Below are 16,846 nucleotides of genomic sequence, written 5' to 3'. Positions count from 1 at the left end.
TGTGAGAACCAAACACAGAACAAGTACGACATCTGTATTTAGCTGCCGCTACGACATTTCAATCTGGCCGTGACATTGGTTGTAGGTCCCAAGTTCAAATGTCGCGTTACCGCCAAACAGATCGCGGTTCTTCGCAAGAACAACGAGCCCCCACACCAACTCAGCTTCGGAGATTTTCCTCGCAATCGTCCCAGTACCGCAGCGGGTCGTGATGATCTGGATAACGCAAATCAAGCCACGCCGCGAGCTTCGTCCAATCTGGATGCTGGGTGCCCGTGCGCGCCGATCAATTGGAAGACCGCTCGAGAATTTGACCGTTCCCGCGATCGCGAACAAGCACGCTTCCCAACCCGTTCGAACTGTTTGTCTGTGACTCGATCAGATAACGTGGCAGGAGCCTGAGCTCAGCATTCTTGGCCCATCCGAACAAGCCGCGGACGACGCCAGACGGATCGCGCAACTCGCTGGGGCCACTTCCTGGGCGAATCGCCGTCCAGCCTTCCGGAAACTCGGCGACCACCTCGTCTTTGCCCTCCCTCACCCACTTCACGCGCAGAGCCCGCGTCATCGCTTCGCGCATGCGCGAAACCGAGTCATAGCCTCTAGGCAACTCGATTGCCACCGGGAGCGTGATCAGGTTGTCTTTCCAGAGCGCGGATTCGTCTTCGACGCGCTTGACGACGTCGGACGCTTCTGGCCCGAAAGGATTCTCAGGACGGCTCGACACCCTCGCGGTTGCTCCCGCAGGCAGGCCCTCGAAAAGGCGCTCAGCGTCTTGACGGGTTAGTTTCGTTTTTGCCTTATTCATCGTCTCTTACGGTCCTTGGCTGAAAGCGAACGCGGCTGGAACGCAGTCGACCGTGCGAAGCCACCCCTGGAAACGTCGTAGCTGCCTATTTCGCGTGAGAACGATTAGTGAAGTCGCGCGGTCCGCTCGCTCGGCTGTTCGACCGAACGGCCGGACCCGTATCTTCACCGATCGTCGAGATCGAGTGCTTGAAGATCATCTGGGATCCTGTGATCGAACTGAGATAAAGCATGTACGTATCGAATGACTGGATGTGCCCAACCAATCTGATTCCGTTGACCAGATAGATCGCCACGCGCTTCCCTTCCTTTCTCGCCGCATTGAGAAAGTCGCCTTGTACACCGGGTTGGTTCTGCGCCATTTCAGTTTTGTCCTTAAGTTTTGATGGGCTCAAGCACAGTCGATCGTGTCCGATCACTGAATAGAAATCCGCTCGACAACCCATCTCGGGATACTGCTCCAGGCGCGCAATAAGCTCAACGATAATCACGTCTGGCCCTTGGCGCGGCGTTTTCCCGCACGAGTGCGCGACGCATAACGCCACGCACCCGCTTCGGCAAGGACGAGCGCAATCCAGCTCCAATCGGCCTCAGTCGATGCGATAAACCCATTCAAGAGGATCGGCGAGCTTACCACGCTGAATTCCGGTCAGCTGCGTGCGGATGCGTTGCGTCACCGGCCCTTCTTCCCCGTTGCCGATCTTAAATTCTCCAGCGGCATGGCGAACCTCGCCGACCGCAGTGACGACAGCAGCGGTCCCACAAGCAAATGCCTCCCGCACACGGCCGCTCGCGGCGTCTGCACGCCATGCGTCGAAAGCATAGGGCGTTTCGTTGACTACGATGCCTTCGCGCCTGGCAAGCTCGATGATCGAAGCCCTGGTGATACCCGGCAGAATCGTGCCGGAGAGTGGCGGCGTCGTCAGAGAACCGTCGTCCATGACGAAGAAAAGATTCATCCCGCCCATCTCTTCGATCCATTTGTGCTCGGCGGCATCGAGAAAAACGACCTGGTCGCACCCCTTGGCCGCAGCCTCGGTCTGCGCGATCAGGCTGGCAGCATAGTTTCCCCCGCATTTGGCCGAACCCGTTCCGCCCGGCGCCGCGCGCGTGTATTGATCGGACACCCAGACAGTCACCGACGACTTCCCTGCCTTGAAGTACGGACCTACGGGGCACGCGATGACGCAAAACACGTACTCGTGTGACGCGCGCACACCGAGGAAGCTCTCGGAGGCAAACATGAACGGACGGAGATAGAGACTGCCATCGCCACCCGGCACCCAGTCCCGGTCTACCTTGACGAGAGACTCCACCGCCCCGACGAAGAGCGCCTCCGGGAGATCGGCCATGGCAAGACGCGCGGCCGAGGCACGAAAACGCTTGGCATTCTCGAACGGGCGGAATAGCGAGATCGAGCCGTCTTCGCCGCGGTACGCTTTCATGCCTTCAAAAATTTCCTGCGCATAGTGCAGCACGGCGCAAGCGGGATCGATCTGAAACGGCCGGCGAGCCTCGACCTTCGCATCGTGCCAGCCAAGCGTGTTGGTCCAGCGCATCGTCGCCATGTGATCGGTGAACACCCGGCCGAACACGGGGTTTGAAATGCTCGCGACGATCTGATCGTGCGGAGTCGGCGTCGCGCTCGGGGAAACGACAAACTGTGTGGGCATATCAGTTTTCATGCTTTCATTCGACCAAAGACAAGACGGGGCTCGCCAGACTCACACGGCGACCCGCGATGGATTGAAATGGAACGTCAACGTTGCGAACCGGTCGCATCCGCGACCATGCCTTGCTGCGACAAGGCGACGAGTGCGTCGTCGGACACGGTTGCTTCCTGATCGGCGAGCGCCTTGAAGCGAACGAACGCGGCATTCAGTTCAGCGTCGCTGGCGATCTCGATTCCCAACTCCTGCAACCGCTGCCTGAATGCGTTTCGTCCAGACAGTTTGCCGAGCACGATCTTGTTCGCGCTCCAGCCTACATCTTCGGCGCGCATGATTTCGTAGGTGTCGCGCGCTTTCAGGACGCCGTCCTGGTGAATACCCGATGCGTGTGCGAATGCATTAGCGCCCACTACCGCCTTGTTAGGTTGCACCGTGAACCCTGTGATCTCCGACACCAGCCGCGAGGCTTCGACAATCTGAGTCGTGTCCACGCGCACATCGAGGCCGAAGACATCGCGTCGCGTCTTGACGGCCATTACGACTTCCTCGAGCGCCGTATTGCCCGCTCGCTCGCCCAGGCCGTTGATCGCACATTCGATCTGTCTGGCCCCGCCCGACTTGACCGCCGCCAGCGAATTGGCCACGGCCAGGCCGAGATCATCGTGACAGTGGACCGAAAAGACCGCCCGGTCGGAATTGGGGATGCGTTCACGAAGTTCGCGGATCAAGGCGGCATAGCCATCCGGAACGGCGTAGCCGACCGTATCGGGAACGTTGATGGTAGTCGCACCTTCGTCGATCACGCCTTCTATCACGCGACAGAGAAAGTCGAGATCGGAGCGGCTTGCGTCTTCCGGCGAGAACTCGACGTCATCGGTGTAACCACGTGCCAGACGCACCGCGCGCCGCGCCTGTTCATAGACCTGATCAGGCGACATGCGCAGTTTCTTCTCCATGTGCAGCGCGGATGTGGCGATGAAGGTATGAATGCGGGACCGGCTGGCCGGCTTCAGCGCCTCGGCGGCTCGCGAAATATCACGCTCGTTCGCTCGCGCCAGAGAACAGACGATGCTGTCCTTTATCTCGCTCGCGATGGCTCGAATCGCCTGGAAGTCGCCTTCGGAACTTGCGGCGAACCCCGCTTCGATCACGTCGACGCGCATGCGTTCGAGTTGTCGGGCGATGCACAGTTTTTCGTCTTGGGTCATCGACGCACCCGGCGACTGTTCTCCATCGCGCAAGGTGGTGTCGAAAATGATGAGGCGGTCTGACATGCCAGTCTCCTGTGGGGAACGGCAATTGCGTTGATCAGGGAATGGGGGGTAACCCTTCCTGCCTGTCGAGACGCTGGATCACAGCGCCTGACCGCGCGATTATAGCTAACGATGCCGCGAGCCAATCTAGGGGCAACCCGCGTTTCCCACCTCCAAATTCAAGTCGAGGATATCTGAGGCAGCATCCGGACGACCCGTGGCAGCAACTCCATTACCGGAACGCGAACCGCATCCGCCAGTTCGTCGATGCCGATGAACCCGCCGCCGTCCTCGCCGACGAACGTCACGACGCTGCCGACGCCGGCCTCGGGCAACGCGCTCAGATCGATCACCGTGTGCTGCAATGAGCGCCGCCCCATGATCGTCGCCTCGCGTCCGCCGATGAGCACGCGTCCGAGCGGCGGCACGTGATTCAGCCCATCGCCGAAGCCGATCGGCACGACGCCCACGCGCACCGCGCGCTCGAGGCGAATGGGCGCCGCATAGCCGATGCCGAGCATCGATCCCGCCGGATGCGCCTGCACATGGATGATGCGTCCGCGAATGGCGCGCAGCATCGGACGCAACGGCACGCGCGCCATCCATTCGGCATCGAGTGCGCCGTAGAGCAGCCGTCCCGGATCGACCGCGCTGTAACGCAGTTCCGGATGCGCGATCATCACGCGCGAGCTCGCGAGCATGGTCTCCAGTTCGTCAAAGCCCGCTGAGCGGGCATCGGCGAGCGCGGCATCGAAGACACCCGCCTGGCGCGCAGTGATCGCGTCGTCGCCGGGCGAACTCAGGTGCGTATAGATGCCCTTCAGGCGAACCGTGCGCTGATGCGCCAGCGCGGAGAACGCCTCCGGCCATTGCGACGCAAGAAAGCCGAAGCGGCCGAAGCCCGGATCGATCTCGATGAACGCATCGACCGGAACGCCCGCCGTCACGAACGCGCGCAGGCTCTCCATGCTCTGGATCGTGACCGTCAGGCCGAGCGCCGCGACGCGCGCCGCGTCCTCCGGCAGCGTCGATGCGAACAGCAGGATGTCGCGCGTGACGCCCGCCGCGCGGATCGCCATGCCCTCCTCCGGACTGCCGACACAGAGGCCGTCGACACCCGCGGCGTCCGCCAGGCGCGCGACCTTCGCCGCGCCGAAACCGAAGCCATCGCCCTTGCAGACGAACCAGATCTTGGCGTCGCCCGCGAGCTTGCGCGCCACGGCGAGATTCGCGGCGATCGCGCCTTCATCGATCTCCGCCCATGCGGGACGCAGCAGGCGATATTCGCGCAGGTCGTCGGCGCACGCGTTCATGTCCGCACCTCGCCAGTTTGGGAAGAAATCGCTTCCTGCAGGCCGTTCGATTCGGCGAAGACGCGTTCCTGCCGCGTGCGCAGCTCATCGGCCGGCAATCGCGCGAGCGCGGCGCGTGCCGCTTCGGTCGCGGCAGGATCGATTTCGCCTCGGTCGATGACCACGCCGTACAGATCGCGCGCCATGCGCTCGGAAATCAAACCGTCGAGCACATCCTCGAAGACCGCTCGCGGCTCGCGCTCCCACGGCGGACCGTAGCCCGCGCCGCCCGCCGCGATATGACAGACCCGGTCGTCACGCCCGAGCGCGATGACCTCACTCGGCATGCTCGGCAGCAGCGTGACTTCGCCCTCGCGCGTGAGCAGATTGAACGACGGCGAGCCGTCCAGTCCGCCATGCGATCCCGCAGGCCGATGCATGCGCCGGTCCGAGCGCAAGCCGAGCGACGCGCTTTCCGCCCGCAGCGCGTAGGTGCGGCGCATCGCGAGACCGCCGCGATGCTTGCCCGCGCCGCCGGAGTCCGGCACGAAACCGTAATCCGTGATGACGACGGGCAAGCGCGCCTCGATCAGCTCGACCGGCTGATTCGACAAATTGCCGAGCGGATTGGCGATGCCCTCGCTGCCGTCGCGCTGCCCGCTTGCGCCCCAACTGCCGAGGATGCCGTCCGTGATCAGCCAGTTGCCCGCCGCGCCGCGCCCCGAGATCGACACCACCGACGGGCCGCCTTCGCCGAGCGCGGGCATCGCGTCCGGAACGATCTGCGCAAACGCGCCCTGCAGCACGTCGAACATGCGATACGCCATGATGCCGCGCGCCGCGCACGCCGCCGGCTCCACCGGATTGACGATCGAGCCCGGCTCCGCGAACACGCGCACCGGCCGCGAGAAGCCCTCGCAATTCGGCACGTCGACGCCGATCGCGCAGCGCACCGCCGCGTACGCGACCGATTGCGTCGTCGCGAACGGGCCGTTGATCGCGCCGGCCACCTGTGCATCGGTGCCGCTCCAGTCGATCGTCACTTCGTCGCCGGCAACGGTCACCTTGACGCGAAAGCGGATCGGCTGCGGCCGGTCGCCCAGGCCGTCGATGAAGTCTTCGTAGCCGTATTCGCCGTCGGGCATCGCGGCGATCGCCTGGCGCGTCAGACGCTCGGCATAACCGTGCAGCGCATCGACGAGCCGCGCGAAGCCATCCGCGCCGTATTTCTCGATCAGTTGCGCGAGCCCGCGCGCCCCCGCGCGGCACGATGCGACCTGCGCGCGCAGATCGCCGCGCAGTTGATCAGGCATGCGCGAATTGGTTTCGAGCAGCGTGATCAGCGTGTGATTCGGCTCGCCCGCATCGAAAAGCTTGAGCAGCGGAATGCGCAAGCCTTCCTGAAAGATCTCGGTCGCGCCGATCGCCATGCTGCCCGGCGCCATGCCGCCGATATCCGCGTGGTGCACGATCGTCGCGACATAGCCTTCGATGCGTTCGTCGAAGAAGACGGGCTGGATCAGATACACGTCGGGGAGATGCATGCCGCCCGACGTATACGGATCGTTCATCACATAGACGTCGCCCGGCTGGCCGTTCGCGCCGAAGCGTTCGATCACGTTGCGCATTGCCGCGGGGAACGCGCCGAGATGGATCGGCAGCGTGAGCCCCTGCGCGATCACGCGGCCTTGCCGGTCGAAGACGGCGGTGGAGAAATCCATCGAGTCGCGCACGATCGGCGAATAGGCCGAGCGCAGCACGACGAGTGCCATCTCGTCCGCCACCGAGCCGAGTGCGTTCTTGACGATTTCGAGCGTGATGGCGTCGTCCGAAGACGGCGTGTGCGGTGCGGAGGTCATGCGTTCTCTCCCAGCGTAATGACGATGTTTTCATGCGCGTCGACGCGGGCGCACGCGCCCGGCGGCACGACGCAGGTCGAGTCGTATTCCTCGACGATGACCGGCCCGTCGAGCGGCGCGGCGCGCAGCATCGCGCGCGAGATCACGGGCGTATCGACGAATCCATGAGCGGGGCCGAAGTACGCTCTCCGCGTTACGCATGTGGCCGCATCGGCTCGGTTCCCTCCCGCGCGCCGTGCGTCGTACACGCGCGACTGCTCCGACTTCAGACTTCCGAGCACGCGCAGATTGACGAGTTCGACGGCATCGTCCTGCGACGCATGGCCGTAGGTACGCTCGTGCTCCGCGTGAAAGGCGCCCTTCACTTCGTCGATATCGACGGTCTCGCCCGATCGCCACGCGAGCGGCACGGCGAGTTCATACGCCTGCCCCGCGTAACGCAGATCGAGCGAGCAGCGCAGTTCGATGTCATGGCGCGCGAGGCCTTCTTCCATCATCTCCGCGCGGGCGCTCGCGGCCAGATCTTCGAGCGCATCGCCAAGCGGCGCGGCGGCATCGGCGTCGAGGCGGCGGAACATCGTCTGCATGAATTCGTGCTGCGTCGTCGAGAACAGCAGGCCGAGCGCGCTGAACACGCCGGGGCTGGGCGGAACGATGACCGTACGCATGTCGAGCAGCGCAGCGATCGCGTGCACGATGATCGGACCGTTGCCGCCGAACGCGAACAACGCAAAGTCGCGCGGATCGCGGCCGCGATACGTCGATACGGCTTTCACGGCGCGCGTCATCGTCGATGCGGCGATCGAGAACACGCCGTAGGCGGCTTCGTGGAGTTCCGTGTTCGTCGGTTCGGCCACATGCGCGCGCATCGCGTCGCAGGCTTTCGCATGGTTGATGCGCAACTCGCCGCCTGCGAGATAGCCGGGATTCAGATAGCCGAGCGCGAGCACGGCGTCGGTGAGCGTGGGCGTCGTGCCGCCGGCATCGTAGGCAACCGGACCGGGCACGGAACCGGCCGAGTCCGGCCCGACCTTCACGAGGCCGCCCGCATCGATGCGCACCATGCTGCCGCCGCCCGCGCCGATCTCCGACACATCGATGAACGGCAGCTTCACCGCATGGCCGCCGCCCTTCACCAGCTTGCTGCTCAGGTTGATGCCCGCGCCGACTTCATATTCCGTCGTGCGCGCCGGTTCGCCGCGTTCGATGATCGCGGCCTTCGCGGTCGTGCCGCCCATATCGACGGTGATGCAGTCGGCATAGCCTGACGCCGAGGCCACCGATGCCCCCGCGATCACGCCCGCCGCCGGACCGGACTCGATGATCGCCGCCGGTTTCTGCATGACGGCCGCCGCGCTCATCACGCCGCCGTTCGAATGCATGATCTGCACCGGCCCGCGCATGCCGACATCGCGCAGCCGGGCGATCAGCGAGTGCAGGTAGCTCACCACGACGGGTCCGAGATACGCATTCACCACGGTCGTGCTGGTACGCTCGTATTCGCGGATCTCCGGAAGAATCTCGTGCGAGCACGTCAGATAGACGCGCTCGCCGAGCACGCGGCGCAACAGCTCGCGAACGCGGATCTCGTGCTCCGGATTCGCATAGGCGTGCAGCAGGCTGATCGCGACCGCTTCGATCTCCTGCGCCGCGATCCGCTCGGCCACCGCGAGGACTTCCGCTTCGTCGAGCGCCTTCGCGATGGAGCCGTCGGCATTCAGGCGCTCGTCGACTTCGTAGCGATGACGGCGTTTCGCCAGCGGCGCAGGCTTGCGATACGCGAGGTTATAAAGCATCGGCACGCGCAGGCGGCCGATCTCGACCACGTCGCGAAAGCCGCGCGTCGTCACCAGCGCCGTGCGCGCGCCCTTGCCCTCCAGCACCGTGTTGGTGGCGATGGTCGTGGCATGCACGAGTTCCGTCACCTGACGCGGCGTCGCGCCGAGCGACGCAAGCAGCGCCTGCAAACCCGTAACGATCGCCACGCCGTAGTCCTGCGGCGTGGACGACACCTTCTTCGTGTGCACCACGCCCTGATCGTCGATGACGACGATATCGGTAAACGTCCCACCGATATCCACGCCTGCCCGATAAAGTCTTTCTGACATGCTCACCGCCTCTTCATGTTCGACGCAGCCAGAGCCGCGTTGGTGAATCGATTCATTATCCGCATCAAAAAAAAGCGGCTAGAACTTGTGCACGAAGCCGATGCTCGCCACCGCCTGATTCTTCGACGACGACGGATTCATCGTCTGGATCTGCGAAGCGAGCGTGCCATCCGAGGTCGCCGGCAGCGGACCGCCGACCGGGCGCGGAAACACCCCGCCGCCTGCCCGCAACCAGATCACTTCGAGATAGACCGACGTGCGCTTCGACAGGAACTGGTCGACCAGCAGGTTCACTTGATGCCAGTGCACCTGCGCGGGACCATCGGGGCCGCCGGTGATGTTGTCGCTCGTATAGGTGTATGCCGCACCGACGATGAGCGACGGCGTGATGGTGTAGCGCACGTTCGCCTCGTAGTTGTTGAAGCGATAGTTGATGCCGCTCGTGAGCGACGTGCCCACGTCGGTATAGATCGCATTGCTGTACATCAGGCTGAACTTCGCCGGCCCGTAGATGTACGACGCGCCGATGCCCGCGATCTGCTCGCGCTTCGAGGTGATCGGCGCGTCGCAGCAGGTGATCGCGCCGCCGGTGTTGACCGTCGGCGTGGTGTTGACGCCGGGCCTGTCGTAGAGCGAATAGGCCGCCGCGATCGAGAACGGGCCCTGCGTATAGATGCTGCCCACCGACCACATGCGATTGTTCGAGAAGTCGCCGGCGGCGTTGCTGAAGGCATACATCGCGATGCCGGTGAAACCGTGAAAGTTCGGCGAGGTGTACTTCACCGAGTTGTTCACGCGCAGATAGTTGTCGGTGTTGTCGTTGTCGTAGGGATGCGAGAACATCACGCCGCCCCACGCGCCGTTGGAGGTCATCGTCTGCAGCGTGCCGACGATGGCGTCGTACTGGCGTCCGAACGTCAGCGTGCCGTACTGCGCGTTGGTCACGCCCATGTAGGCCTGACGCCCGAACATGCGGTTGTTCTGGCCGAGCGCGCCGTTGACGGGATTGAAGCCGTTCTCCAGCGTGAAGATCGCCTGGGTTCCGCCGCCCAGATCCTCCGCTCCCTTCAGGCCCCAGCGGCTGCCATATTCGCCGTTGCCCGTCAGTTGCACGGCGTGATGGCCACCCTGATTCGACGACCACGTCAGTGCCTCGTTGATGACGCCATACAGCGTGACGGAACTCTGCGCGTGGGCCGCACAACTCGCGCCCGCGAGCGCGAGCATGCCGAGCGATCTGATCTTCACTGCTTCTCTCCAGACTGGCGTCGCCGATGGCCCGGTCCCGGCGACAGTTGATGTTCGCTAATGAATCGATTCATTCCGCGTGGATATTCAGGCAGTCCACCGAATGTCCGGGCTTCGATTCAGTCGCGTAGTGGGTTTGTCGCGCCGCTCACGCGGACGCGTGCTGTCCTGACAGCCCTCGCGGAATCGCGGCCAGCAGTTCCGCCGTGTAGCGTTCGCGCGGCGCGTGCAGCACCTGGCTCGCGCTGCCGATTTCGACGAGACGGCCGTGCTGCATGACGGCGACGCGCTCGCACAGTTCACCGACAAGCGCGAGGTCGTGACTGATGACCACGAGCGTCACACCCGCCGTGCGATGCAGCTCGCGCAGCAAGCGGATGATCTCCGCCTGAATCGACACGTCGAGCGCCGAGGTCGGCTCGTCGGCGACGAGCAACGTCGGACGGCGCGCCAGCGCCCGCGCGATGCCGACGCGCTGCCGCTGCCCGCCCGACAATTGATGCGGCAGACGCCCGAGCACCGTGCGCGGCAGCCGCACCATGTCGAGCAGATCGGCAACCGGCACGCCGTCGCGGCCGATGGCTTCGGTGAGCGTCGTGGCAACCGTCTTGCGCGGATTCAGCGAGTTCATCGTGCTCTGGAACACCATCTGCACCTGCTGGCGGAACGCAGCGAGATCGCGGCCCGCCAGTTGCGCGATCGATTGCCCCTTGAACGCGAGTTCGCCCGTCGTCGGATCGACGAGCCGCACCATCATGCGCGCGACGGTCGACTTGCCGCTGCCGCTTTCGCCGACGATCGCGAACGACTCGCCCGCCGCGACGTCGAACGACAGTCCCGACACCGCGTGAAACTGCTCCCGATTCAGAAGGCGCGTCAGCACGGAGCGCCCGAGCGCATACGATTTGCCCACATCGGACAAGCGCAGCAGCGGCACGGCGCGATCAGATTGCGGCATGATTGCGGCCCTCCCCGGCCATGGCGTCGCGCGGCAGGCGCGGAATGCTGTCGATCAACTGACGCGTGTACGCGTGCGCCGGCTGCCTGAAAAGTTGCGAAACTTCGCCGTGCTCCACCACTTCGCCGTTACGCAGCACGACGGCGCGCGAGCACAGTTCGGCCATCAAGTCGAGGTTGTGCGTGATGAAGACGAGACCCATGTTCAGCTCACGCACCAGCGAGCGCAGCAACGCGACGATCTGCGCCTGCACGGTGACGTCGAGCGCGGTGGTCGGTTCGTCGGCGATCAGGAGCGCGGGCTCGCAGACGATCGCCGCCGCGATCAGCGCCCGCTGCTTCATGCCCCCGCTCAGTTCGTGCGGATAGGCTCGCGCCGCCCGGCGCGGGTCCTTGAAGCCGACCCGCGCGAGGATGTCTTCGATCTCGGCCGTGAGCGCCCGCCCGCGTGCCGGACGATGTGCCCGAATCACATCGGCGATCTGCGTGCCGACCGTGAACGCGGGATTGAGCGCGGTGCCCGGGTCCTGGAAGATCATCGACAGACGCTTGCCGCGCAGTTCACGCAGATGCGCTTCGCCCACTCGCGTGAGGTCTTCGCCTTCGAAGAGGATGCGCCCGCCGGTCACGCGCCCGCCCGCGCCGAGCAGACCGAGCACGGCAAGCGACGCCACGCTTTTGCCCGAGCCCGATTCGCCGACCAGGCCCACGGCCTCGCCTGCCCTCACCGTCAGGTCCAGACCGTGCAGCACGTCGAGCGCATCGCGGCCTTGCCCATAAGCGACCTTCAGCCCTTCCACCGATAGCAGCGCGCCGTTCATACCGCGCCTCCTTGTGTTGCGTCGGCCACGCGGCGGCGACGTCGCGGATCGAGAATCGTGCGCATGCCGTCGCCGACGAGATTGAACGCCAGCACGCTTATGAAGACTGCCGCGCCGGGAAAGATCGAAACCCACCAGAAATCCGTGAAGATGAGCGCACGCGAATCGGAGAGCATCGCGCCCCAGCTTGGCGTCGGCGGCTGCACGCCCAGTCCGATGAAACTCAGGGATGCCTCGACGATGATCGTCACGCCGAGCAGCAGCGTCGCCTGAACGAGCACGGGCGAAATGATGTTCGGCAGCACATCCGAGAGCACGATGCGCGTTGCGCTCGCGCCCTGAAGACGGCGCGCGGCGACGTACTCCGCCTGCACCTCGGCGCGCGCAAGGCCGTATGTGAGACGAGCGAGACCCGGCGCATAGAGCACGCCGATCAGCAGCACGAGCTTCGACTCGTTGGAGAGCCCAATACCCGCAACGCGGATCGTGTCCGTTCCCGTGATGCCTACGAGCGCAATGGCCCAGATGAGCAGCGGAATCGACGCGAGCACCTCCATCGCTTTCATCAGCAACTCGTCGATCCACGTGCCCGCCCTGTAGCCTGCAATCAAGCCGATGGCGGTGCCAAGCACGACGCCGATCGCGACCGCCGCGAGCCCGATGGCAAGCGACGCCCGCGCGCCCCAGATCACGCGGCTCAGCACGTCGCGGCCCACTTGGTCAGTGCCGAGCCAGAACTCCGCGCCCGGCGCCTGCAAACGATGTTCGATAAAGAGCTTCAACGGATCCTTCAGCGGCAGGAGCGGCGCACACAGCGCAACGCCGAGCAGCACGACGATCAGCACGAGCCCGACCGCACCGGTCGGCTCACGCATCAGCGCGCGCACGAAGCGGCCCGCGCCGCGCGCGGTGGCGGTCATCGCGGAAGGCCGGTCGGGCACGGCGGGCAAGGAGGAATCGGCCATCATTTGCGGTTCACCTTCGGATCGAGAGCGCCTTGCACGAGGTCGGCGCAGCAATTCGACACAATGAAAATCGTCGTGATCACGAGCACGATTGCCTGCACGGCGGGATAGTCACGCTGGAAGATCGCGGTCAGCAGCGCGCGCGACACGCCCGGCAAATTGAAGATCTGCTCGACGATCAGCGCCCAGCCGAACATGTAGCCGTAGCTCATCGCCGCCGTGCTCACGAGCGACGGCAACGCGTTCTTGAGCGCGTAGACGAGGATGCGTCCGCGCGGGAGGCCGAGCGCGCGGGCCGTGCGGATATAGTCCTGCGACAACGCATCGACCATGTTCGTGCGCACGAGCCGGCTCAGCACCGCGATGTAATACACGGACATCGTGAGCACCGGCAGCACGAACGAGCCGAGATGCGCGCCGACGCCGTCGCTCCACGGCGCGAGCCCGCCGACCGGCAGCCAGCCCGTCTTGAGCGCCACATAGCGGATCAGCAGCAGGCCGAGCCAGAACGAAGGGATCGACAGACCGACGATCGCCGCGATCCGCAACACGTGATCGGCGGCGCCGTCTTCCTTCAATGCCGCGATCGTGCCGAGCACTATCGACATGACGACCGTGAACACGAACGACAGCGTGACCAGTTCGACCGTGCCCGGCAGCGTATCGGCGATCTCAGGCCCGATGTCGTTGCCGGAGACATAGGAGCGCCCGAAATCGAGCGACGCCACGTGCCCGAGCCACGCGCCGTATTGCGCGACGACCGGCCGGTCGAGCCCGTACTGACGGTTGAACGACGCGATCTGATCGGCGCTCGCGTCGCTGCCCAGCGTGAGGCGCGCGGGCGAAACGGGCGTCGCGCGGCACATGGCGAAGAGCAGCGCGCTCACGACGACGAGCAGCATCAGCGAAGACAGCAGCCTGGAAAAAATTCTCATCGCGTATCCTTTATGCCCGCCCGACGGACACGCCGCCCAGCGCGAGCGAAAAGCCCGTGTTCACCTCGAAGCCCTTCACTTCGCTGCGCCAGAGGTTCTGCACTTCCAGCGCGCCGATCCAGATCGCAGGCGCGTCGCGCGCGATGGTCTGCTGCATCTTCGCGAGCAGCGCCTTCAGTTCGGCAGGTTCGTCCGCGCCGTAGCTCTGATCGATCAGATCGACGAAGGCCGGATTGTCGTAGGCGGTCGCTTTCCAGAGGCTCTCGGTCGGGCGGAACAGCGCGTTCAGCAGATAGGTCGCCTCCGGCGGCGCGATGAAGCCCGTCAGCACCGCCTGATGATTGCCGACCATCGCCTGCGAGATCATCTGGCCGAAGTCAAGCGGGCGCAGGTTGACGCGCACGCCAATCGACGCGAGCTGCGACTGCATGAAGAGCGCGGTGGTCGAGGTATCGATGAGATACGCAGGCTGCACGTACAGCAGATCGAATGATGCGCCCGTCGCGTACTTCGAGCGCGCGAGCGCCGCGCGGGCTTTCGCCAGATCGAAATCGAGGCGCGCGGCGCTGGCCGCGTCGTACCACGGGGAATCCGGCGCGAAGGGCATGCTGCTCGCCTTCACCGCGCCGTAGCACAGGTCGCGGCAGATCTTCACGCGGTCGAGCACGAGCGAGACGGCCTGACGGAACGCGGGATCGTCGAACGGCGCACGGCGCGTGTTGAGGCACAGCATGAGCGGGCTCGTCGGCGACGGCCGGCTTTCACCGACGATGCCAGGCGAACGGCTAATCTGCCCGAAAAGCTGCGCCGGCGGCGCGCTGATGACCTGCGTCTGCATCGACATCAGCGAAGCAAGGCGCGACGACTCCTCGGGGATGATGCGGAACATCACGCGCTCCCATTGCGGCTCGCCACGGCGCCAGTAGTTCGGGTTGCGGCGCAGCTCGACGAAGTCGTTCGCGCGCGACTGCACGAAAATGCCCGGTCCCGTGCCGACGCCTACCGGTGCATGCCGGAAGAAGTCGCCCGGATGCTGCTCGCGGCTGCCCGCCGGAAAAATGCCCATGTACTTCGACATATAGTCGAGCAAGGGCCGATACGGCCGCTTCAGGCGAATCACGACCGTGTTCGCATCCGGCGCGCTCACCGAATCGATGACGGTCCAGAACGGGCGGCGAAACGCCTTGTGCGCCGGATCGAGCACGTAATCGAAGCTGTATTTCACATCGGCGGACGAAAACGGCTGGCCGTTCTGGAATGTCACGTTGCGCGCCAGATCGAAGCGGTATGTCAGACGGTCGGGCGTGACGGTCCATGCGCGCGCCAGCTGCGGCACACGCTGGCCGTGCGCATCGATGCCGACGAGATTCTCGAAGATCAGCTGGTTGATCGCCATCACGTCGTGATTCGGCTGATTGATCGGATCGAGCGTCTGCGGATTGCTCGGAATCGCGACGGTCAGCACCCCGCCCTGCGCCGCCAGCGCGCGCTCACCGAACGCAAGCGGCAGCGACCATCCCGCGAGGCCTGCCGCGCCGATTCGAAGCACCTGTCTTCGGGTTCTGTCGAAACTCATTGATGTCCTCTGTGTCACCGGCGTGCCCGTTTGAATCTCGTGAATCGATTCACGAACAGTACGAGCCTGATGTTTGCTCGTCAACCAATCAAAAATAAAGAAAGCCTGAATTGCGGTCCCGACTCACGCAACGAGATGAAAATCTGCCACGGGCTCGTCGTTCGTTGATTCGGTGAATCGATTCACTAAAGATCGTCGATTTGAGGCGCGCTGTCAATCGGGTTGACCCTGAGTGTCTTAGCCGGGCTGAACGGACCGCGCCCGGCGGCGACCCGGCGTGGCGGCCGCGGCAGGCAATGCTGCGCACGATTCACGGATGATCATGCGCATCGGGTGCCGCGATCGCCGGATGCCCGGCGGCGCGGTGCCGTCGAGCAGTTGCAGCATCAGGTCCGCCGCTTCACTGCCGATATCGCGCGGCTCCTGCGTCACGACGGTCAGCGCCGGCGCGCAGAGGCTCGCGTACTGATGATCGCCGACCGACACGACCGAGAGATCGCGCGGCACATTCAGACCGAGTTCGCGGGCGGCCTGCAGCACGCGCGCGGTATCGTTGAGCGGAGCGATGATCGCGGTCGGCCGCGTCGGTCCCGCGAGCAGCGCGTGACAGGCGGCTTCGTCGAAGGCGTCGGTCCGCTGGATGAGCGCGGGATCGACCAGGATGCCGGCGGCTTCGCACTCGATGGTGTACCCGCGCACCATCTCCCGGCCGACCCATGTGTGCTCGTGCCCCGCGACCAGCCCGATGCGCCTGTGTCCGAGCGACGCCAGATAACGCACGGCCTGCCGGCATCCATCGGCGTGATCGGTGAGGACCGAGTGGAACTGGCCTTGGGCGTCGCGTTCCCACAGCACGACAGGCATGTTCAGCGTATGGAGGATGTTGTAGTACGAAGGCGTCTCGTCATCGGAGATCACGCCGATCAGGCCGTCGAGGCGCCGCTGACGCAGGCTCTCGAGAAAGGCGCGCTCGCGCTCCAGATCGTAATGCGAATTGGCGATGAGAATCTCGTAGCCGCGCTCGCGCAAGCGCGTTTCGGCGGCGCTCACCATCTGTGCCGCCGTATGCTGTGCAATATCCGAGATGAGGCACGCGATGGCCTTCGAGCTTCCGCTGCGCATGCTGCGCGCCACCGCGTTCGGCACGAAATTCAGCCGCGCAACCGCCTTCGTCACGGCCTCGCGGATTTCCGGGGCGACGTTGTCGCGCCCGTTGAGCACGCGCGATACCGAGCCCACGGACACCTTGGCGAGACGCGCGACATCCTGGACGGTCGGCGACCCTTGCGGCGACTTTCGGCTGCGCGTGGAAGGCGATGCGGACTCTGGTGCTTTCAGTTTCGACATGGGCTTTT

The 16,846-nt window shown here is 64.7% G+C and carries 12 protein-coding genes and 2 pseudogenes; all 14 read right to left on the bottom strand.

Features of this window, described 5'->3' with window-relative positions; genetic code table 11:
* Positions 1-160 precede the first annotated feature (160 nt).
* Positions 161-808: pseudogene (locus tag AWB70_RS25785) on the bottom strand (hypothetical protein).
* An 85-nt stretch (positions 809-893) separates the two neighbouring features.
* Positions 894-1,169, bottom strand: coding sequence for an RNA chaperone Hfq (hfq, locus tag AWB70_RS25780; protein ID WP_060854211.1), 276 nt, complete (start codon positions 1,167-1,169; stop codon positions 894-896).
* A 228-nt stretch (positions 1,170-1,397) separates the two neighbouring features.
* Complete coding sequence (locus AWB70_RS25775) at positions 1,398-2,492, bottom strand: branched-chain amino acid aminotransferase (RefSeq protein WP_053568141.1); 1,095 nt, start codon at positions 2,490-2,492, stop codon at positions 1,398-1,400.
* An 89-nt stretch (positions 2,493-2,581) separates the two neighbouring features.
* Positions 2,582-3,751 (bottom strand): annotated as a pseudogene (locus AWB70_RS25770) (2-isopropylmalate synthase); the annotation flags it as partial.
* 158 nt (positions 3,752-3,909) lie between these two features.
* Positions 3,910-5,043 (bottom strand): alanine racemase, encoded by a 1,134-nt coding sequence (gene alr / locus AWB70_RS25765; RefSeq protein ID WP_053568142.1) that lies wholly within the window; start codon positions 5,041-5,043, stop codon positions 3,910-3,912.
* Entirely contained in the window at positions 5,040-6,881 is a 1,842-nt protein-coding gene (locus AWB70_RS25760) for a hydantoinase B/oxoprolinase family protein (RefSeq protein WP_053568143.1), read from the bottom strand. The genes alr and AWB70_RS25760 overlap by 4 nt, the downstream gene beginning before the upstream one ends.
* On the bottom strand, positions 6,878-8,989 hold the full coding sequence (locus AWB70_RS25755) for a hydantoinase/oxoprolinase family protein (RefSeq protein WP_053568144.1): 2,112 nt from the start codon (positions 8,987-8,989) through the stop codon (positions 6,878-6,880). Before AWB70_RS25755 ends, AWB70_RS25760 begins: the two co-directional genes overlap by 4 nt.
* A gap of 78 nt (positions 8,990-9,067) precedes the next feature.
* Positions 9,068-10,216 (bottom strand): porin, encoded by a 1,149-nt coding sequence (locus AWB70_RS25750; RefSeq protein WP_085952633.1) that lies wholly within the window; start codon positions 10,214-10,216, stop codon positions 9,068-9,070.
* A gap of 169 nt (positions 10,217-10,385) precedes the next feature.
* Positions 10,386-11,195 carry an ABC transporter ATP-binding protein gene (locus AWB70_RS25745; protein WP_063231782.1) on the bottom strand — a complete coding sequence of 270 codons (810 nt, stop codon included), beginning with the start codon at positions 11,193-11,195 and terminating at the stop codon, positions 10,386-10,388.
* Entirely contained in the window at positions 11,182-12,015 is an 834-nt protein-coding gene (locus AWB70_RS25740; protein ID WP_053568145.1) for an ATP-binding cassette domain-containing protein, read from the bottom strand. The genes AWB70_RS25745 and AWB70_RS25740 overlap by 14 nt, the downstream gene beginning before the upstream one ends.
* Complete coding sequence (locus tag AWB70_RS25735; protein WP_053568146.1) at positions 12,012-12,983, bottom strand: ABC transporter permease; 972 nt, start codon at positions 12,981-12,983, stop codon at positions 12,012-12,014. The genes AWB70_RS25740 and AWB70_RS25735 overlap by 4 nt, the downstream gene beginning before the upstream one ends.
* Complete coding sequence (locus AWB70_RS25730; protein WP_053568147.1) at positions 12,980-13,915, bottom strand: ABC transporter permease; 936 nt, start codon at positions 13,913-13,915, stop codon at positions 12,980-12,982. Before AWB70_RS25730 ends, AWB70_RS25735 begins: the two co-directional genes overlap by 4 nt.
* A gap of 10 nt (positions 13,916-13,925) precedes the next feature.
* On the bottom strand, positions 13,926-15,491 hold the full coding sequence (locus AWB70_RS25725; protein ID WP_053568148.1) for an ABC transporter substrate-binding protein: 1,566 nt from the start codon (positions 15,489-15,491) through the stop codon (positions 13,926-13,928).
* Positions 15,492-15,728: 237 nt separating this feature from the next.
* The gene (locus tag AWB70_RS25720; protein ID WP_053568149.1) at positions 15,729-16,838 is read right to left on the bottom strand and encodes a LacI family DNA-binding transcriptional regulator; all 1,110 of its coding nucleotides are present in this window, start codon (positions 16,836-16,838) and stop codon (positions 15,729-15,731) included.
* Between the last annotated feature and the right edge of the window lie 8 nt (positions 16,839-16,846).

This window comes from Caballeronia cordobensis, assembly GCF_001544575.2.
Classification (GTDB): domain Bacteria; phylum Pseudomonadota; class Gammaproteobacteria; order Burkholderiales; family Burkholderiaceae; genus Caballeronia; species Caballeronia cordobensis.
This window is presented reverse-complemented; position numbering and strand designations above follow the sequence as displayed.